The 19,932-nt window shown below is 33.9% G+C and carries 20 protein-coding genes and 1 pseudogene; 12 read left to right on the forward strand and 9 right to left on the reverse strand.

Annotation, left to right across the window (positions count from 1 at the left end; all coding sequences use genetic code 11):
* Positions 1 to 3 precede the first annotated feature (3 nt).
* On the reverse strand, positions 4 to 600 hold the full coding sequence (locus ABWU29_RS00795) for a ribonuclease HII (protein ID WP_015589381.1): 597 nt from the start codon (positions 598 to 600) through the stop codon (positions 4 to 6).
* Between the two features lie 6 nt (positions 601 to 606).
* Positions 607 to 1,587: a phospho-N-acetylmuramoyl-pentapeptide-transferase gene (mraY, locus tag ABWU29_RS00800; protein WP_007548592.1), complete on the reverse strand. Its 981-nt coding sequence runs from the start codon at positions 1,585 to 1,587 to the stop codon at positions 607 to 609.
* A 223-nt stretch (positions 1,588 to 1,810) separates the two neighbouring features.
* Here mraY and ABWU29_RS00805 point away from each other — a divergent pair, with 223 nt between their 5' ends.
* Positions 1,811 to 2,140 carry a transposase gene (locus ABWU29_RS00805; RefSeq protein ID WP_141456678.1) on the forward strand — a complete coding sequence of 110 codons (330 nt, stop codon included), beginning with the start codon at positions 1,811 to 1,813 and terminating at the stop codon, positions 2,138 to 2,140.
* Positions 2,124 to 2,759, forward strand: a complete 636-nt coding sequence (locus ABWU29_RS00810) for a transposase (protein ID WP_264953956.1) — start codon at positions 2,124 to 2,126, stop codon at positions 2,757 to 2,759. Before ABWU29_RS00805 ends, ABWU29_RS00810 begins: the two co-directional genes overlap by 17 nt.
* A 498-nt stretch (positions 2,760 to 3,257) precedes the next feature.
* Here the strand turns inward: ABWU29_RS00810 and ABWU29_RS00815 are convergent, their stop codons facing one another.
* The 3 genes from ABWU29_RS00815 to der are packed head-to-tail and all read right to left on the reverse strand — an operon-like array spanning position 3,258 to position 5,618.
* A complete protein-coding gene (locus ABWU29_RS00815) occupies positions 3,258 to 3,800 on the reverse strand; it encodes a demethoxyubiquinone hydroxylase family protein (protein ID WP_006279362.1) in 543 nt (180 codons plus the stop codon).
* Positions 3,775 to 4,296, reverse strand: coding sequence for a disulfide bond formation protein B (locus ABWU29_RS00820; protein ID WP_015589379.1), 522 nt, complete (start codon positions 4,294 to 4,296; stop codon positions 3,775 to 3,777). Before ABWU29_RS00820 ends, ABWU29_RS00815 begins: the two co-directional genes overlap by 26 nt.
* On the reverse strand, positions 4,293 to 5,618 hold the full coding sequence (gene der, locus ABWU29_RS00825; RefSeq protein WP_010963041.1) for a ribosome biogenesis GTPase Der: 1,326 nt from the start codon (positions 5,616 to 5,618) through the stop codon (positions 4,293 to 4,295). The genes ABWU29_RS00820 and der overlap by 4 nt, the downstream gene beginning before the upstream one ends.
* A 131-nt stretch (positions 5,619 to 5,749) precedes the next feature.
* Here der and ABWU29_RS00830 point away from each other — a divergent pair, with 131 nt between their 5' ends.
* Positions 5,750 to 5,959: a hypothetical protein gene (locus ABWU29_RS00830; protein WP_353280054.1), complete on the forward strand. Its 210-nt coding sequence runs from the start codon at positions 5,750 to 5,752 to the stop codon at positions 5,957 to 5,959.
* Positions 5,960 to 5,968: 9 nt separating this feature from the next.
* Here ABWU29_RS00830 and ABWU29_RS00835 read toward each other — a convergent pair.
* Both ABWU29_RS00835 and ABWU29_RS00840 read right to left on the reverse strand, forming a co-directional pair.
* Positions 5,969 to 7,112: pseudogene (locus tag ABWU29_RS00835) on the reverse strand (transposase).
* Between the two features lie 296 nt (positions 7,113 to 7,408).
* Entirely contained in the window at positions 7,409 to 7,801 is a 393-nt protein-coding gene (locus tag ABWU29_RS00840) for a TraR/DksA family transcriptional regulator (protein ID WP_010963040.1), read from the reverse strand.
* Positions 7,802 to 7,907: 106 nt separating this feature from the next.
* Here ABWU29_RS00840 and ABWU29_RS00845 point away from each other — a divergent pair, with 106 nt between their 5' ends.
* Positions 7,908 to 8,555, forward strand: coding sequence for a heme exporter protein CcmB (locus ABWU29_RS00845; RefSeq protein WP_015589376.1), 648 nt, complete (start codon positions 7,908 to 7,910; stop codon positions 8,553 to 8,555).
* Between the two features lie 476 nt (positions 8,556 to 9,031).
* Here the strand turns inward: ABWU29_RS00845 and trmB are convergent, their stop codons facing one another.
* Complete coding sequence (trmB, locus tag ABWU29_RS00850) at positions 9,032 to 9,697, reverse strand: tRNA (guanosine(46)-N7)-methyltransferase TrmB (RefSeq protein ID WP_012673367.1); 666 nt, start codon at positions 9,695 to 9,697, stop codon at positions 9,032 to 9,034.
* Positions 9,698 to 9,836: 139 nt separating this feature from the next.
* On the opposite strand from trmB, the gene ABWU29_RS00855 reads away from it, so the two are divergent.
* The 3 genes from ABWU29_RS00855 (at position 9,837) to ABWU29_RS00865 (ending at position 12,196) form a co-directional block, all read left to right on the forward strand.
* The gene (locus tag ABWU29_RS00855; protein ID WP_015589375.1) at positions 9,837 to 11,489 is read left to right on the forward strand and encodes a 30S ribosomal protein S1; all 1,653 of its coding nucleotides are present in this window, start codon (positions 9,837 to 9,839) and stop codon (positions 11,487 to 11,489) included.
* A gap of 29 nt (positions 11,490 to 11,518) precedes the next feature.
* Positions 11,519 to 11,797 (forward strand): HU family DNA-binding protein, encoded by a 279-nt coding sequence (locus tag ABWU29_RS00860; RefSeq protein WP_010963035.1) that lies wholly within the window; start codon positions 11,519 to 11,521, stop codon positions 11,795 to 11,797.
* Positions 11,798 to 11,869: 72 nt separating this feature from the next.
* On the forward strand, positions 11,870 to 12,196 hold the full coding sequence (locus ABWU29_RS00865; RefSeq protein ID WP_010082086.1) for a cell division protein ZapA: 327 nt from the start codon (positions 11,870 to 11,872) through the stop codon (positions 12,194 to 12,196).
* On the opposite strand, the gene ABWU29_RS00870 is transcribed toward ABWU29_RS00865, so the two are convergent.
* Positions 12,171 to 12,449, reverse strand: a complete 279-nt coding sequence (locus ABWU29_RS00870; protein WP_006279484.1) for a succinate dehydrogenase assembly factor 2 — start codon at positions 12,447 to 12,449, stop codon at positions 12,171 to 12,173. The two genes, ABWU29_RS00865 and ABWU29_RS00870, sit on opposite strands and share 26 nt — an antisense overlap.
* 99 nt (positions 12,450 to 12,548) lie before the next feature.
* Here ABWU29_RS00870 and rseP point away from each other — a divergent pair, with 99 nt between their 5' ends.
* The 5 genes from rseP to ABWU29_RS00895 are packed head-to-tail and all read left to right on the forward strand — an operon-like array spanning position 12,549 to position 19,928.
* On the forward strand, positions 12,549 to 13,667 hold the full coding sequence (rseP, locus tag ABWU29_RS00875; RefSeq protein ID WP_012673365.1) for an RIP metalloprotease RseP: 1,119 nt from the start codon (positions 12,549 to 12,551) through the stop codon (positions 13,665 to 13,667).
* Between the two features lie 8 nt (positions 13,668 to 13,675).
* On the forward strand, positions 13,676 to 16,012 hold the full coding sequence (bamA, locus tag ABWU29_RS00880; protein WP_015589374.1) for an outer membrane protein assembly factor BamA: 2,337 nt from the start codon (positions 13,676 to 13,678) through the stop codon (positions 16,010 to 16,012).
* Complete coding sequence (locus ABWU29_RS00885; RefSeq protein ID WP_077188197.1) at positions 16,013 to 16,564, forward strand: OmpH family outer membrane protein; 552 nt, start codon at positions 16,013 to 16,015, stop codon at positions 16,562 to 16,564.
* Positions 16,565 to 16,568: 4 nt separating this feature from the next.
* Positions 16,569 to 17,000, forward strand: coding sequence for a 3-hydroxyacyl-ACP dehydratase FabZ (gene fabZ, locus ABWU29_RS00890; RefSeq protein WP_006279640.1), 432 nt, complete (start codon positions 16,569 to 16,571; stop codon positions 16,998 to 17,000).
* A 45-nt stretch (positions 17,001 to 17,045) separates the two neighbouring features.
* Positions 17,046 to 19,928: an FAD-dependent oxidoreductase gene (locus tag ABWU29_RS00895; RefSeq protein ID WP_141457273.1), complete on the forward strand. Its 2,883-nt coding sequence runs from the start codon at positions 17,046 to 17,048 to the stop codon at positions 19,926 to 19,928.
* Positions 19,929 to 19,932 lie beyond the last annotated feature (4 nt).

The raw sequence follows: 19,932 nt of genomic DNA on the forward strand, positions 1-19,932 counted from the left end.
AGGCTATAATGCCCGAGATATGGGTGCAAAATTTTTTCTATGATGTTCTGTAATTCCATAAAGGCCAATAGCGTTAAGGTGCTCTTTTGTCCCATATCCTTTATTTTTATACCAATTATATTCAGGATGCTTATTGTGCAATTCTTGCATAAGCCGATCTCTCGTAACTTTTGCAACGATTGAAGCTGCTGCAATTGATGTACTCAAATTATCACCATTTACTATGGATTTCACTTGCCATTTCACTTCAGGTGGTTGATTACCATCAACTAGCACATAATCTAATTCTAGGTCCAAGTCTATCAACGCACGTTTCATTGAAAGTTTTGTTGCTTGCAAGATATTGTATGAATTTATTTCTTCTACGCTTGCCATTCCTATACCAAATTTTGCAACGGATATTATTTTTTCATATAGGACTTGCCTACATTGAGGAGTCAACTTTTTCGAGTCGTTGATTCCATCAATAATTGTATTTCTATCAATAAACACTACGGCTGCGGATATTACTGGACCAGCTAGCGGACCTCTTCCAACTTCATCCACTCCTGCTATCACTCCTGATAATTTATTTTCTAATGTAAAGTCTGGGTATTTCATAGGTTTTTATAATAAGAAAGTTATAGTAAAAACTGAACAGATAATAGAAATTATCCAAAATTTCATAACGATTACATTTTCTGACCATCCCTTCTTTTCAAAGTGATGATGCATTGGTGCCATAAGGAAAACTCTTTTTCCTTCTCCATATTTAAACTTTGTATATTTAAAATATGATATCTGAATAATAACAGATAGAGTCTCTATTACAAAAATTATTCCAATAACGGCAAAAAGCATTTCTCTTTTAATTAGGACACTAGTTAACCCTAAGGCTGCGCCTACCGACAAGCTACCAACATCACCCATAAATATTTTTGCTGGATGTGTGTTAAACCACAAGAAACTTAGAATAGCTCCTATAAATGCAATGCAGAATAAAGTAATATTCATATCTGCTTGAGTTATATATGCAATTAGCCCCAAAAAAGCAAAGGAAGTGATGACTTGAGTTGCAGCAAGGCCATCCAAACCATCTGTGAGATTCACAGCATTAGAAGAGCCGACAATTACAAACGCAGCAAACGGAACATATAGATAGCCAAAATCTATTATTACTCCTTTAAATAGGGACGTTTTTGTAAAACATTCAGCAGAGTATAGCTTAAGTATAAACACACCAACCAGAGCAACAATAAACTGAATAAGTATTTTGGTTTTTGCACTTAAACCTCGATAGTGATTTGTCTTCAATTTTAAATAATCATCAATAAATCCAAGTAGAGCAAAAAATAGAGTTATCAATATCAGCAGCAAAATTTCTGGTGTTAACTGAACCCAGAGTAAAATTGGTAATAAAGAAGAAGTCAGTATTATTATTCCGCCCATAGGTGGTACATTCTTTTTTGTTATTAAATGACTTTCTGGTCCACATGATCTAATTGGTTGCCCATCTTTGCTTATTTTTTTTAGAAGCTTTATAAAATAGGGAAAAAGAATAAACCCAAAAACAAATGAGGTAAAAAATACTTTTGTAGCTAAGATCATCTGCTTACTTAAATTGACTGAGTGTCATACCACCTATAGCTAATAAAGTCAATTTCTGTCATCCTATAGCCTGACCCACAACTGTACGAACATTGTGATTTGGGCCCATCAGTAGGGTGTCATCCCAGTCTGGAATGGCTTTGTTGCATCGCTCAAGTGAAAAGAACTGGCAGTTACTGACAAAATTCATTATAAATAGCCATTTAACTGTTGAAGAAAAAATATGCCACAAAAAATGAGAGTCAGTAACTGCCATGAATATAACAAATTTCTCCAAGAAAGAGGAAGCATTTTTTGTTATATCAATGACGCCATAGAAAATTGGTACGAGAATTGTCCAAAAATGCAGGGCGGCAACTATATTTATAGTGATAAAGTTGTGATTTTGGTGCATATAATCGTCAGTTTCTTTAGAATTGGTTTAAGACAAACAGTCGGGTTTATAAAAGGGTATTTGCAACAAATAGGAAGAGATTTGGCAGTTATCAGCTATTCACAAGCATCAAGAAGGTTTAAGAAACTTAATATTAAGATAAATGATTGCAGAAAATAATATGGAAGATATCGAAATTGCTATAGACAGTACAGGAATTAGTATATACAACAACACTCCTGGTCACAGCAAGGAAAATAGCACTAACAGAAAATATCGTGGCTATGAGCAAACGAGAAAATTGCACGTAATGTTGAATATAAACAACAAAAAAGCCATAGCTGTAAAATACAGTAACGGTGTCTACTCTGATCACTATGGAGCTTGTGATTTGCTAAAAGAAGTTGATTTTCAGCATGCCATAAAAGCACTATATGCAGATAGAGCATGTGATAGGCACAAGTTTTATAAGTTGTGTAACGAATATGATATAAAGACAAAAATTCCACCAATAAACAATGCGGCAGAACATCCAGAAATAGATTATATGTCTGACAGGAATGCTGCTATTAGGTTAATAAAATTATACGGTGAAGATGGCATGAAAGAATGGAAAAAAGAAGTAAATTATGGGAAAAGATCTTATATTGAAGGGTTTTTCTCAAGATTAAAGCAAATATTCGGATTTAGTTTTAGGAATAAATCTGAGATAAATCGAGAAAAAGAACTGCTAATCAAATGCTATTTGCTTAATAAATTCACTGATATTGGTATGGCTAAATTTGAGATAGTTACATGAATTTACCATAAATCACCATCTCATAAAGTGTGATGCAACAAAGCCGTCTGGAATCCACAACTGTACGAACGTTGTAGTTTGGACCACCAGTGGGGTGTCATCCCAGTGCCCAGACACTGGTTCTATGCAACTTAATTAAAAACGTTTGTTTTAGTGTAAGACAATTACCTTTAGCTTATCAGCTCAGTTATAAGCAAAATTTCTGGATTCCAGACTGGAATGACACCATTTGCTGTGCAATTTACCTTCAAAAATGAATGTTCGTACAGTTGTGAACCTGTGGCAGGTATTACATAAGAGCATTTCCCTCTTCTAAATTAAAACGCACTTTTGCCTCCTTTGCAGTCTATACTTTAGATGTATTTAATTTACAAATACTAATTATTTATTAATAATGGTGATATGTAAATATAGTTATAAAATAATTGTTACACTTGAATTCCTTCCTGGTTTCTGTTGTTATCAGAACATTTAAAACACTTTAAGAAAGCTGCTTAGTTAAATTAACTTAGACAAGTAAATAGCAGTTTTGCAGCCTGTTTTTATGAATGATGATAAAATGTTGTAGCCAAATGCGCTTTCAGCATTGTGCTGAATTGCAATATCTTTGTGCTCTAACTCCTCGTCGCGAAATTTACTTATAGTTTCTCTTAATTCCCCATCTTCTAAATGTGAAACTTGCTCTTTGTAGTGCTCCCCGATAACTTCTTCAACTGCAGCAGTGCAAGCCATAGCAGCTTTTTTGCCCATAATGGCAGTTGCAACGCCAAGCGACACTCCTAAAACACGCCAAACAGGCAACAAAACAGTAGGACGAACTTTTTGCTCTTTGATTTTCTCATTAAAATAGTGAAAATGCTTTTTTTCCTGCTCTTCCATTTCAATTATTTCATTGATTATAGAAGATTTCTTAAGAATAAATTTTTGACCAGAATAAATGCAAATAGCTCCATATTCTCCAGCGTGATCTACTCTAATTGCCTGTTGCAAGAACTGATTGTTGCTGTACCTTAAATTATTTAGATTTCTTTCTTTCTCCACAATACACCTTACCTGATACGAACAGAGCTACTATGAGATAAATTAGATTCCATGTTGCTAAGGAAACACCTAGAACGTAATGAGGTCTGTCACAAGATGGAGAGTAATTAGGATTTAGTAGATTATTTCTGAGCTCTTCTATACTAACGTTACCACTTGCTTGCTCTGTACAACCTAAAACATCATGAAATAAGTGGAGTTCAAGACCTATATGATAAAAAGATATTACTGCACCTATGAGGTAGCTGCAAAACATTGCATAGATTAGAATTTTGTTGTCTTTAAGCATGCACGCTACTGCAAGTAATCCGGCGATATAGTAAACTATTCGCTCGTATGTACATAACTTGCATGGCAGCATGTTGAAAAAATATTCTAGCACATATGCAAAAATTAGAGCAGCGGCACTCGACAGCAGAAAGATTGCAGGAATTCTGGAATTATTACACATAACTTTAAGTAAATTATCCCTGAAAGTATAAAGCAGAGTATTCATTTTACATAGGGATTTTTATTTTTTTTCAAAAGCAATCTAACTGGCACACCGTCTGCAAAGAAATTTTTTCTGAGATCGTTAATTAAATAGCGTTTGTAACTTTCATCAACACTTTCAGGTATGTTACATATCAAAGAAAAAGCTGGAGGTTTAGTACCAATTTGAGCGATATACTTCATTTTAACTGCTTTGCCTTTTACAAGAGGGTGAGAATGTTTTCCTACAGCATCTATGAGCCACTTATTCAGTTTTGCAGTGCTGATCTTCTTGTTCAAGGATTCACTCACTTCAAGACACTTATCTATCACATCACCGCAGCGCATGCCTTTTAACGCAGAAATTGTTATAGTTGGCACTTCCAAGAATAACCTGGTTACTTCCTGTTGTTTGACAAATTTTATTAACCTGCTTCTGTCATCCTTACCTATTAAATCCCACTTATTTAAAACAACAATAATCCCTTTCCCTCCCTTAATTGCAGCTTCACCAATTGATAAATCCTGCTGCTCAATACCAACTAGGGAGTCTAGCATTAAAACTACCACATGAGAGCGCTTGATTGATTCCATGCTTTTCTCAACAAATCTTGATTCTAAGCCATCTACAACATTCGCCTTTCTGCGGATTCCGGCAGTGTCAATTAGAGTAATTAACTCTCCATCATGATCATATGTAATATCCACAGAATCACGTGTGGTACCTGGCTCTGAACTTGTTATTAGTCTGTTTTCTGCAAGTAAACCATTTAAAAAAGTTGATTTTCCAACATTCGGACGGCCGATGATCGCGATCCTCAGCCTACTCAGTTCATTGTTAGGTAACTCAGTGTTCTCGTTAAAATTTTCAATAACACCAGCTAATGCATCATAAAGATCAACCATGCCAAGATTATGCTCGGCAGAGATATACACCGGGCCAAGAAAATCAAAAAACTGCAAATAATCAACATTTTCGGATTTATGACTCTCGCATTTATTTGCTACTAGTATTACAGGTTTATTTATTTTTCTCTTCAGCCACTTTGCAAACTCTTCATTTCGCTCATTTTGCACTTTTGCATCAACAAGAAAGAAAATTATGTTTGAATTGGATAAAGAAAATTCGATTTGTTCAATAACTTGTAGTGAAAAATTAGTTTGGTCGTTCCATCCTCCTGTATCTATAACTTTAAACTCCAAATCGCTAATTCTCCCCATTCCCTCTCGCCTATCCCTTGTCACTCCTGGAATGTTACTCACTACTGCTGCTTTTCTTCCTACTAATCTGTTGAATAGGGTCGATTTTCCAGCATTTGGTAGGCCTACTATGGCGATTTTTAGCATAATTCAAGGGCATGTTCTATATGAAGTAAATTATAACCGAAACTTTTCAATTTAACTATTGACTTCGTAGATTATATAAGCATACTACAGTTAGAATTTTTTTATTTCGTTATGTAAAATATGGGGTAGTTATGCTAGTGTCAGAGCAAATAGAGAGTGTAGATAGAGAAGAATTAAAGCAACAAAATCATATACATAAAGATACAGAGTGTTCGGAAGAGACGACAATATATGGGCATATTAATCAACATATGGAAAAAAACATCTCAAATATATTGCATGAAATATATGATGCTCTTATGTCATATAACGAATCGGAACAGTCAATGACGTCAACTTAAGAACTTTCATTAGCAAACTCTCCTAAAGACATGATGGCGTTTAGGCTTATCTACTTTATTGCGGCTGTCCCGGTCGGATTTTAACTTTAGCGCGTATACTTAAAAAGGGCTTGAAAGTTTTTTGGCGCAATAAGTACCTGATAGAGTTTCTGCCTCATTACACCAAATAAAACTGAAAAATTTAAACGATACTCAGTAATTTGATCTGGGTTCCAAGGCCCTTGTGCATCACATATATGAAGCGATAATATATTGCACATGACCAAGTTTGCCCAAAATTCTTGTAATACAGCCTCTCCAGAAAAATTCTCTAACTCTGCTCCTACTTTGAGTCGTTTATAGCACTCCTCTATGTGCCACCTTAACACATAAGCTTTGCTCCAAAGTCTCGGTCAAAAACTCTGTTTCTCAGTTGGCTAATGTCAGCACTATAACTCTTACTTTCTGTCCTTTCATTTTATTTTTTAGCTTTTCATTTTCTAATATAAAATCAAAATCTAATTCGCCAGCGTTCCCATAGCTTACTATAATTTCTTTTTTGCAAGCGAAAAATAAAATCTACTTCCAAATCATAATGCTGCTGAATGAATTTTACTGAAGACGATCATAGATAAATAATAATTTCTCTTGATTTAATAAACGCATTTGAGTGATAACTTCGGGTAATTGCTCTGCCGCCAACGTTTGTTCACCTATATTCCAAGCTGCAAGACGAGCACTACAAATTAGCGAAGTACACAAATCAACAAACAAATTGCCAATGGTGCCTGTTGTTCCATTTGGTTCAAACTCGGATACAATTTCCCCAGAGCTGGGTAATCTCATACCAGAACCATCTGCTGCAATAAGTCTATAGCCTCTCCAACTCAGGTTCATCCTGATAGGCTGTTTGGATGCTTAAATTCTTGAAAGCCTGTATGGCAAATCTTATACCTTGCTTTAGAAAAAGCTTGCTTTGAGGGTACATGTCAATGGCTCCATAAGTTCACATTCTATTCCCAAACTTTTTTTAACTAACTTTAAAATCATAGAAAATACTGTCGAAAAAGGAAGTTTTCTTGTTCGTGTAAAACTCAACACAATGGATTTTCTGAAAAGTTTTCGAGTATATTATATTTTTAATTTGTAGAATAAGGTTTTTTCCTTTTTGCATATTTCACCTAAAAAGGACACATTTTAGACTTCTTTGTTGAAATAAAACAGAAACAAAAGTGCTGTCCCTTGCACTCTTTGGATAATTTAATGATAAAAAATTTAGAGAGAAATTTTATACACTATCGCTGATATTTTTCCTTAAGTTGACGCCATTGCCTGAACGGATACAACTTAATTTTTAATCTGCAGGAGTCAAGTTGAGAATGTCCAATTTTCCACTTTCTTTATAGCATAACATACTTCAGCGCCTCTTGCTCCTCTTGAAGTCCAATGGGCTCACCACTTATGTGTAAATTAATCGTTAATGTTGTACACGTTCTTTTCTTTTTCTACTCTCTCTTGCTCTTCAATACAATATATAGCAAGCGGATTAGCTTTAAGTCTTTCGACTCCTATTTCTTCTCCTGTTCCATCGCAGTAACCATAAGTGCCTAATTTTATTTTTTCTAACGCCTCCTTAATTTTTTCTTTTCTATCTTTTCGACGCTTGATTAATTCCTCGTTTCCACTATCTTCATCAGAATAGTATGTATCAATACTATTATCTTCTAGTTCTTGTTTCTCTAACTCAGCGAGTATTGATTGTAACTTTAAGCTGAAGTATTCCAGTTGTTTTACGCTCATATATTCTTCATCTTCTGAAGGAGTGTAATCTTCTGGTGACTTTATTTTTGGTAACTTTTCCATAATTGCATTATCAAAAAAATAATAAAACCTATATAATTTATGAACAAAAAATTATACTACCTCAAAGTAAACACTATAATTTATAATAAACATTTAAAAGCCTAGTATGATCGACTCAGTAAAAAAATTAGTAATAGATGATAAGAACTTTACCTATATAGTATGTATTTTTATCATAATGTTAAGTTTATCTTCATTTACACTTAAAAACAACAATAAACAAGAAGTTATGTTAACATTAACATGGATATGTGCTACATTTGTTTTGCAGATTTCTACAAATAATTTGTTTACATCTGATTATCATGATGGAATATTAGAGCAAATCTTTGTACAGCCACTCTCTTCTAGGCTTATAGTTGCTTATAAAATTTTCGCTCACTGGTTATTATTTGGGTTACCGATTTCAGTAATTTCTTCCATATTCAGCTTTGCAATTCTAGGCAATAGTATTGAACACTCAATAGCAGTTGGAGTGTCTTTATTATTTAATACGCTGATAATCACTAATATTTCAGCTACTGGAAATGCATTGATGATTGGTCAAAACAACTTAGCATCAGGAGTATCGCAAATTCTTGTTTTGCCAATGATAATGCCAACCTTTGTGTATTTTAAAATGCTAACTCAATTTGAAAATTTATCCTTGAATATTTATACACTACTAATCACCATCTTAGTTTTTGTTATTTTGATTGTTAACAGCACTGTAACTACTCACATGGCACTAAAATTTGCTGTGGAACAGGATTGAAAAATCTTACTGTTATTCAGTAGACTTCTTGCATAACCTAGAAAAAAGGCAAATAGTTATTATAGATTTAGGTTTATCGACAATTTGAAAAACCTTCATTTCAGCATCCTTCCCTGTCATCCAAGTAGCCCTTCGTTGTCATCCCAGTGTCAAAAACTGGGATAACAGCTAACCTGACAACCGTCATCCCGCTACTTGTTAGCGGCTAAGAGATACCGTGACGGTATGACGGTTCGCGGTGGCATGACGATAAGCCTCATCATCCCGCTACGTGTTAGCGCCGCGGCGGTATGACGATTCGCAGCGGCATGACGAGAAAGGGGCTACTTGGATGATACCTTTTTTCTACTTAGTTTGGGTTATGCAAGAAGTCTATTCCTTCATAAGGAGAAGTAGTTAAAGGAATTTACTCTATTTCTCCCTCTTTTTTTATTATTTTTAATCTATAGTTAACGTAAAAGAGATATGCAAAAACTCTATTGATCCATAGTCTGCAAATTATTAATAACACTTACTTTAAAGAACCTCACTTTACGCTGATCTTTGAGCGCTCTTCTGTGGTATTTTGTAAGAGTATAACTTGTGAAATCGTCTTCCCTATAGATTAAAGAGTTACACTGCTTTATATGTGATGCTATCCACTCTGCATAGTCCTGATGATCGGTTGCAATGAATATTTCCCCTGTTATAAGTATTTTTTTTGCTAATAAATTTAAAAATTCCGTATTAATTAATCGTCTTTTATTGTGACTTCTTTTTGGCCATGGATCTGGAAAGAGAATAAAGAATCTTTCAACACTGTTATCAGGAAAATTTGCAATCAATTCTCTTGCATCTTCTGTCCACATTAAAATATTTTTTATGTTCTGTATTTCTATGTTTGTCAGCAAGCGAGAAACCCCCTTTAAGTAGGGCTCACATCCTATAAATAATAGATCAGGTTCATTGAGCACCTGGTAAAGCATATTTTCACCGTTGCCAAAGCCTATTTCTACCCATATTCTTTTTTGTGAATTTACAATTTTCTCTATAGATTCCTTGCTGTTTTGAATAGAATATTTTTCCAATATTTCATCAACATCAGGTTTTAGCCTGGACCTTCTGGAGAACGATCTAATCCACTTGCTATTCTTAAATAGCATATTCTTGATACATATATAATTTTCTCACTATATTTTATATAGCTTAAACAATTCTCGAAATGAGTTAATGAAAAATTACTTGTCAATAATTGTTAATATTATATAATATATGAGTTCTAATAAAGTTTAAGTTAAAGGTATGAATAATAATAATCCAGTCGTAAATCTACCGGTTACTATCAGAAAGCTATCATCAAACAAATTTATAGAAGAGATATGTCAAGGCCAATTTGAGGATCAAGATAATACCTTGTTTGAAGATTCTTTTGTTAACAAAATTAAAGAAGGAGATGTGGTAGAAGGTGTAATTACAAGAATAAACCCTAACGACGTTGTGGTTGATATTGGTTTAAAATCTGACGGGAGAATTCTGATCAAGGAACTCGGTTGTAATGATGAGGTCATTATTGGCTCGAAAATCAGAGTTTATGTGGAAAGAATTGAAGATTATCATGGTAATGTTGTTCTTAGTCGTGAAAAAGCAATTAGGGACGAAAAATGGAATAAGTTGGAAGAAGATACAGTTACAAGGGCTGAAGTAAGCGGAGTTATTAAACGCTCAATTAAATGTGGCTTTATTGTTGATCTTGGTGACGGAATAAGCGCTTTTTTACCGCTGAGTCATGTGGATTTGAAGCAAGTAAAAGATGCGAAGCACCTTATTGAAACTGAACAAAAGTTCATCGTGCTTAAAATGGATAAGAAGCAGGGCAATATTGTAGTATCAAGAAAGCTGGTGTTAGAAAAATTGCACGCTGGTGAAAAAATTAAATTTTTAGAATCTTTAAATGAAGGCGATATAATAGAAGGGAAAATAAAAAGTATCACTCATTACGGTGTATTTGTCGGTATTCATGAATCAGATGTAGTGGGAGTTATAGATGGATTGTTACATATTACAGATATCTCTTGGAGTAGGGTAAGTCATCCGTCTGCAGTTTTTACTTGTGGTCAGACTATAAAAGTTAAAATTATAAAAATAGATAAGGAAAATGCTAAAATTTCCTTGGGTGTGAAGCAGCTAGAAGATAGCCCTTGGCAAGATGCAGAGTCAAAATATCCAGTTGATAGTGTGAATAAGGGTTATGTAACAAGCATAGAAGATTATGGATTATTTGTTGAGCTTAGACCTGGAATTGAAGGTTTAGTGCACTCGTCAGAAATAACTTGGGTTAAGAGTAATTTACCAGTTAGTAGTCTCGTAACAAGGGGACAAGAAGTATATGTAAAAATTCTCAGTATTGACATTGCTAAGAGTAGGATGAGTTTAAGCATGAAAAGGTGTGTAGACAACCCTTGGCAAGTATTTATCAATAAATATCCTCCTGGTTCTATTGTTTCTGGTGAAGTGAAGAATAATACCGGCTCATATGTATCTGTTGCTTTCGGTGATTCTGAAATAGATGAGAACGTAGAAGGGACAATATATGTGAAAGATTTTAGTTGGTCTAAAAATGGTTCAGATGAGATAAAGAAGTATAATGTAGGTGATAAAATAGAAGCAAAAGTAATAAGGGCTAACGTGAATCGGGCAAGAACTTATCTTGGAATAAAACAAATAGAGTATGATCCTCTTGAAGAACTGATAAAGAAAGTTAAGGTAGGTGATAAAATACAGGTTATTGTAGGTAAGAGAGAAGATAATGGACTAGTCGTTGAAGTTGAGAACGATGTAACCCTTCTAATAGATCAAGAGCATTTACCAGAGAATAAAAAATTCTCTATATCAGAAAAAATAGAAGTTGAAGTATTGGGTGTTGAAGAATATAACATAGCATTATCTGCTAAGTGATAAGGTTTACTTATTTTGGCTTCATATAAATGGCAACAAAGTCTGATATAATAGCGAGGGTAGCAAAAAGACATCCTTTTTTAGATAAGATTGTTATAGCAGCTATAGTTGATAGATTTTTTGGGATACTTTCAAGCACATTGAAACATCATAATAGAGTTGAAATTAGGGGGTTTGGTTCTTTTTCAGTTAGAAGTTATAACTTGAAAGAAACAAGCCATTTAATGTTACAGAAGTTTACAAAGAATCAATACTTTAAAACATATTTTCGTAGCAGTAAAAAATTATCTGATTTGATAAATGAATAAAAATTTATACCATAAATAAGATGAAAGTAGGGGTTTGAGTTTATACTGTACGATAGAAATTTTTAGCACCATATGCAAGTAGTAGAAATAGTTATACGTAATAACACATATAAAATATCTTGCGAAAGTGGGAAGGGGAATCATTTATTACGCCTTGCTAATAGTTTTGACAAGTTAGTTAGTTCTGTATCTCAAAAAACTGGAGGTAAGGGTTCGGATGCATTAAATTTCTTACTTGCAGCACTAATTCTTGAGGATAAAATTTTAGAATTAACAAAGCGATTAGATGAAGTAAATCAAGAGCGCGAAAAGTATAGAAACGAGAAAAGAATAGAATATACTGAGGTACTAGATAAGGTAAATAAGATTATCACTAATCTTGAGTGCATAAAGGATTAGCTTCAATAAAGCAAGCAATTAAATTGACTATCTGACTATTCAAGCCAGGAGGGAGGTTTGTCTTACGAGTTATGTAACAATATAATTCGTAATCATCAAGATCAACTATTTTTTCGTATTCGATTAGTTCGCTTAAGGAAAATTTATCAAGATATTTCAATGCGAAATGCCCTAAAAGTATATCGGTTTCTTTGCAACCCCTATGCCAGCTTCTATATATTAATTTTCTTCTGAGTAGTGAGGTATCTGTCATTACAATTAAACTTTTTTTAATTTAAAAGTTAAACTAAATACTTGTCAAGCGAGGCGCATTTTAATATACTTAACATTTTGTTAAGATCTAAATATACAGGTGGAATTAATTTCTAATCTTATCCATCAATTTAGCGATGGAATATATTATTTTTTATCATTTTCTTTAATAATTTCTGTCATAGTATTCGTGCATGAATATGGGCATTATGTTGTTGCCAAAGCATGCAAAGTTAAAGTTGAATCTTTTTCCATAGGTTTTGGTCCTGAAATTTTTGGTTTTAACGATAAGTCTGGAACTAGATGGAAATTAAGCGCTGTTCCATTGGGTGGTTATGTTAAAATGCTAGGAGATACTAATGCAGCGAGTGTCCCAGCTGATCAACAAGAATTAACGGAAGAAGAAAAATTGTATTCATTTCATACAAAACCGCGTCATAAAAAAGCAGCAGTAGTTTTTGCAGGGCCTTTTGCAAACATGGTATTTGCTGTTATAGCTTTTACAATATTCTTTAGCATAGCAGGTTATTATCGCACTCCACCGGTGATTGAAAATGTAATCGAAGGTAGTGCAGCTAAGCAAGCTGGTTTGTTGCCAGGTGACACTATTACACAAATCAATGAGCATAAAATAAAATACTTTGAAGATATTTCACGTGTGATAATGTCGAATCCTAAAACAAGAATGGAGATTGAGTATAGCAGAAATAATGAGAAGCACAGGACCAGTTTAACTCCATTAATAATCAAGGACAAAGACGTTTTTGGCAACACAATAGAAAGAGAAACTATAGGGATTATTTCAGTCAATACATTAAAGCAGTCGTCTTTTCTTGGGGCTGTGAGCTTATCAGTAAGTGAAACTTACCACACTATGTGCTTAACGATCAAAGCTCTCTTTCACATTATTGTTGGTAAAAGGAGTATCAATGAAATAGGTGGACCAATAAAAATCGCAAAATATTCAGGACAATCAGCTAAAAAGGGATTTATTATGGTTCTATATTTTATGGCAATCATTTCAGCTAATTTAGCTGCAATTAACTTGCTGCCAATACCACTGCTAGATGGTGGGCATTTATTTCATTATATCATAGAAGCGGTTATACGTAGGGATTTAAGCTTGAAATGTCAAAAATATGCAGCTATTTTTGGTGCTTTAGTGTTGTTTTTGCTTATGGCAACTGGAATGTCAAATGATATTAGGGATCTTTTTTGAAATAAAATATGAAAAAGCTATTTTATATACTGGTAGTGGTTTTTATTTCTTTTCCTGCCCTGCTTGTTGCTTTAGGAACTGCGGAAAAAGTGCAGGTGAAAGATGTCAAATGTATTGGTAATGAGAGGGTAAGCAACCAGACAATAGGGTTCTATATAAAACTAAAATCTGGTGATTATATAAACGACGATGATATAGACTCAATTATAAAAGATCTATATAAAACAAAGTTATTTGCTAGTGTTAATGCTTACATAGATGATAAAAAAAATTTGGTAATAAAAATTCAAGAAAATCCACTAATTAACAAGATAATATTAAAGGGTAATAAGTTATTTAATAGCAAAGAGTTACTAAATAATGTGATTCAGTCAAAATCGCTAACTATTTTCACTGAAACAAAATTGCAAAACGATTTAATGAATTTAATCACTACTTATAGAAATAACGGTAAGGTTGGCGTTAAAATTGAATATGAGTTGGAGAAGCTCGATAGTAATAGGGTCAATCTAATTTTCAAAATAAAAGAAGGCAAAACCTCTAAAATTAAGGATATAAGATTTATAGGCAATAAAAACTTTTCTGAAAATGAGCTAGAGCAAGTTATTAAAAGACATAGTAATGACATATTTAGTAAGTTATTTAGAGCCATTTTTAAAGGCGAAAATCATTATTCACCGCAATATCTATTGATTAACACAGAATTGCTCGATCGTTTTTATTCGTCTAAGGGATATATTCAAAATAATATTCAACCAATTGTTGAGGTTGATAATAACAATCAAACAGAGTTAACTTTTTTGATTGACGAAGGACAGCAGTATTTGTTTGGAAATAATGAGGTTAATATTGAAACTGAAATTCAGGATTTGAGCCTAAAAGAAGAAATATTGGATTTTATAACAGAGGAAAACGATAAGATATTTAATAGAGTTAAAATTAATAATACAGTAGAAAAAATAAACAAATATTTAAATGAAAAAGGATATATATTTGCAAAAGTTAATCCAGAGTATGCACAACGTGACAACGTTGTAGATGTAACCTACAGAGTGCTGCCGGGTAAAAAGATTTATATAAATCAAATTACAATTGATGGTAACGATCGCACTTTAGATAAAGTGATCAGAAGTAAGCTAAGTGTAGCAGAAGGTGATGCGTACAATATATCTGAGATTCAAAAGTCACGTAAAAAACTAATGAGTAGTGATTTTTTTGAAACAGTGAAAGTAAATAGTTACGCAGTTAATGACAATACAGTAAATCTTGACTTAAATGTTAAAGAAAAAAACACTACTTCGTTGTATTTGGGAGGCGGTGTGTCTCTTCCTGGTGGAGCATTGATTAAAATTGACCTCAAAGACCGTAATTTATTTGGTACTGGAAAAGAGCTCTCTTTTGCTCTTGAAAAAAGTCAATACGTATTTTCTACTGATTTAGAGTTTGTTGAAAATAATTTTAATGATTCTGATACGTCACTAGGTGTAGACGTATTTTACGAAAAACAAGATAAGCCAAACACTACTTTTGATAGTTGCGATATGGGATTTTTTACAAAGTTATCATATAAAGTCACAGAGAACTTAACTAATTCCCTTCGCTATTCTTATAAGTATAATCATATACACATGGATAATAAGGGTGGACAAGACACCGATATCTCTGAAATAATACTGGACCGAAAAGGTGAACATCAGATTTCATCAGTGGGATACACGTTGGCACATAATAAACTGGATAACCTCTATACTCCAAAAGAAGGGTATTTACTGCGCTTAAGTCAGGATATTTCAGGATTGGGAGGAAACGTGAATTTCCTAAAATCTGAATTCTTATCTTTTTATACGCACCCTATATTAAGCAAAATTGACGATGATATAACTCTACGCTTTAAGATGGCGGCAGGTCATATTTTTTCTTATACTGATGAAAATCTAAACATTGGCCAGCACTTTTTTAAAGGGGGTAATGAGATTAGAGGGTTTGACCTTTCCGGTATTGGACCAAGAGCAGAAGACAAAAATAAAAGCTCATTAGGAGGCAAAACTTATTTTAATCTAACACAGCAAGTGGATTTTCCTCTACCAAAACTATATGACTATGCTGGTATCAAAGGCTCACTATTTGTTGACTATGCGACACTTTTTGGCTTAGATGATAAAAATAAGAAGTATGAAGGGAAATACTATGATAGCAAGCTTGTGAGAGTGTCACCAGGTTTTGGCTTTTCAATGCTTTCTCCTTTTGGTAGACTTAGATTGGATTTCGGGTTTCCTTTAGTAAAGGAATCTTATGATATAATACCATCACCAAATGTTAAATTTTCTATTGAAGCGGGGATTTGAATGAAATATATACAGTTATTTATATCAGTTATTGCCTTAATTATTTCCTTATTTGTGGGGTATAAGTTTGTAGGATATCAACCTCAGAACACAAAGGCTGCCATTATTGATAGTGATAAAGTTATCAATGAATCTCTTGCTCTGCAAAACATACAACAACAAATAAAGGAGCAGAATTCTAGATTACAACAAGAATTTGAAAGTGAGTTAGAAAAACTTAAGCCATCAAAAGAAGAATTTGAACTTTTGTCAGAAGAAGCAAAAAAAGAAAAGACAGAACAGTTTAATAAGCACACTGTAAATACTAGAGATAATTACGCTAAAAAAATGTTACATTTAGAAGAAAGCTATAGAGACGCAGTAGAGAGTGTTTTTAACAAGATAAAAGAAGTCGCTAAAAAAACGGCAGAAAAAAACAACATAGATTTGGTACTATTTATTTCAAAAAAGAACCAAGTTTTATACTCCATGGATGAAGTTGATTTATCAGATGTGGTATTAAACAATATAAACAAGAAAATACCTGAATTTGCTTTGAAAGGCATTGAGTAGGCTTATGCAATTTAATATCAGTGATATTATAAAAATATTACCACATTCTTATCCGTTTCTCTTAGTAGATAGAGTTATAGAGTGTGATCCTGGTAAAAGTATAAAAGCAATCAAAAATGTGACTTTCAATGAGCCATTTTTTATTGGCCACTTCCCTGGTCATCCGATAATGCCAGGAGTCTTGATAATTGAATCTCTAGCTCAGGCATCTGCTATATGTGTTCTAGGTAAAGAAACAATAGAAAATAAAGTTGTTTACTTGAGATCCATTGAAAATGCAAAATTCAGAAAGCCAGTTACTCCAGGGGACACATTGATTCTTCAAGCTAACATTCAAAGTGTGTGTTTAGGTGTACACAAATTTAGGTGTATTGCATCTGTTAGCGAAGAAAAAGTTGCAGAAGCAACAATCTCAGCAGTATTGCAAAATAAATAAAATCTTCATCTGTAAGAAACAGCATGTACACTGTATAGTATAGCAATGAAGCTGAATTTCAAAATCTCATTTTCGAATCTATATACTCGCAATGGATTAATAAAATTAGATGAGACATTTTTGAATTATATCAAATCATGTGATGAGAGCTTGTTTTGTTCATTAATTGAAGCAAGAGAAAAAGCAGCTTCTTCTTCGATGTCATCCCAGTGTCACCTCCCATCATCCCAGTGTCACCCCCCGTCATCCCAGTGCTTGACACTGGGATCTAGAAAACAAGAAGGACGGTCAGCTACTTGGATGACAGATAGTCAGTTAATAGTAGACCTCTCATATTTACTTGATGAATTTATTGCAAAACTTTTCAATGTTGAAAAAGAAATAGAGGAGCTAAAGAAAAAGCACAACGACTTTGCTGTAATATATAAATGCAAAAGGTTATTTGTCCAACGCTATGCATTGAAGAAATACACTAATGTGGCGAATATAGATATTACTAACAAACTAAGTCATTTTCTCACTTTGCCAACAACAGAAAAAAATTTTGCTGAGCAGGTGATGCATTGGTTTGAAGATAAAGAAAATCACAAAGAAGAAATAGAACTTGCAGCACAATATGCAGTGTGGAGAGTAAAAAATAAACAGAGTATATTATTCAGTATTCATAAAAAAATCGACCACGAAAACCTCATACCATTTTCTAAAAAAGAAGTGGACAAAGTTGAAGTGCTGTATTCAAATGAAGTAAAAAGACGATACGGTTTTGATCTAACAAGCAAAAAGGTGAGTTTGAATAAAGCACTAGATAATGCTCACTACTGCATATTTTGTCATAAGCAAAGTAAGGACAGCTGCTCAAAGGGGCTAATTAATAACGACAATACTTTTAAACAATCTCCACTAAAAGTTGAACTGCACGGCTGCCCACTAGAGCAGAAAATATCAGAAATGAATCTGGTGAAAAGCGAAGGGTACAGCATAGCAAGTCTTGCAATTGTGATGATAGATAACCCATTATGCGCAGCCACTGGGCACAGAATATGCAATGACTGCATGAATTCGTGCATATATCAAAAACAAGAACCCGTAAATGTGCCAGCAATTGAAACAAGGATTCTGGATGATGTGCTCAGTTTACCGTACGGATTTGAAATATATTCTCTGCTCAGCCGTTGGAATCCTTTAAATTTTCAGCGTTCATTGCCAAGAGGAAACACTGGAAAAAACGTTCTAGTTGTAGGCCTTGGTCCTGCTGGTTTTAATTTAGCTCATCATTTGTTGAATGATGGGCATAACGTTATTGCCATTGATGGACTAAAAATTGAGCCTTTGATCGATAATTTCCAGCTAATTAAAGATTTCAAACACGAAAAATTGAGTGAACGCATGGCAGGAGGGTTTGGTGGGGTGGCAGAATATGGTATTACTTCTCGGTGGGATAAGAATTACTTAAAGATTATTAGATTACTGCTGGAAAGACGTGAGAATTTCGTACTTTATGGAGGCATTCGTTTTGGTGGCACGATTAATGCTGATGACGCGTTCAACTTGGGTTTTGATCACATCGCCCTAGCACTTGGCTCTGGTAAGCCACGAATGATCAAAATAAAAAACATACTAGCTCGTGGAGTACGCATGGCATCTGATTTTCTGATGTCGTTACAACTGACTGGCGCTCTTAAATTCGATTCTATAGCAAATCTGCAAGTTCGTATGCCGATAGTTGTCATAGGTGCGGGGCTTACTGCGATTGACACTGCCACTGAAGCTTTAGCGTATTATCCAATTCAAGTAGAAAAATTTCTTCTTCGTTATGAGATATTAGTTGATAAGTATGGAAAGGACTGTGTTGAAAAAGATTGGACAGAAGAAGAGCGCGAAATTGCGAATGAGTTTATATCGCACGCACAATTGATCCGAGAAAAGCAAAAGTTAGCAAAAAAAGAGAATAGAGAAATAAAAATATTAGAGTTAATGCAGAGCCTCGGGGGAGTGAAAGTTATATATAGAAAAGAGCTAAAAGATTCACCAAGTTATCGATTAAATAGCGAAGAGGTGCAAAACGCATTATCAGAAGGGATTTACTTTATTGAAAACTTAGAGCCAGTTGAAGTTGTGACGGATAAATATAACCATGCTGAATTAATAAAACTGATAGACACAAAATCCGGCGAAATCAAACGTATAAAAGCACGTTCTATTTTTATAGCAGCAGGTACTGAGCCAAATACAGTTATTGCAACAGAAGATAAAAAGCATTTTAAATTAAGTAATGGGTATTTTACTCAATTGAATTCATTGGGAAAAGAAATAGATCCAATATTTTCTCCAAAAATGCAAAATAAAGATAGAATATTAGTGTATAAGCAAGGCAATAAAACAATCAGCTTTTTTGGTGATCTTCATCCTTCGTATAGCGGCAGCGTTGTGAAAGCTATGGCAAGTGCTAAGAACGGCTACCCTATTATTTCCCAGCTTTTGAATAGAGTTAATAGCTTCGTTTCTGTCATTCCAGTGTGTGATGTTGTGGGCCAGAAAAAAAATGCGTGGCCAAGTGTTGAAGACCTGGCTAATAAAGAATTATTTAATAGAATCAAAGAGCAATTCACTGCAAAGGTTATAAAAGTTCAATATTTAACAGACAAAGTTGTGGAAATAGTGATCAAAGCACCACTTGCGGCAAAGAATTTTAAGCCTGGGCAATTCTTTAGATTGCAAAATTTTGAAACCAATGGCAGAAAAGCCAATAATACAAACCTTGCTATGGAAGGTATAGCCGTAACCGGCACTGAAGTAGACAAAAAAAAAGGAATTATTTCCACTATTGTGCTGGAAATCGGCGGCTCCACTAATTTATGCAGACACTTAAGAGAAGGCGAGCAAATAATTCTTATGGGCCCAACTGGCAGACCTACTGAGGTTTACTAAGTCT

Source organism: Wolbachia endosymbiont (group A) of Phasia obesa (genome assembly GCF_964028125.1).
Lineage (GTDB): Bacteria > Pseudomonadota > Alphaproteobacteria > Rickettsiales > Anaplasmataceae > Wolbachia > Wolbachia pipientis.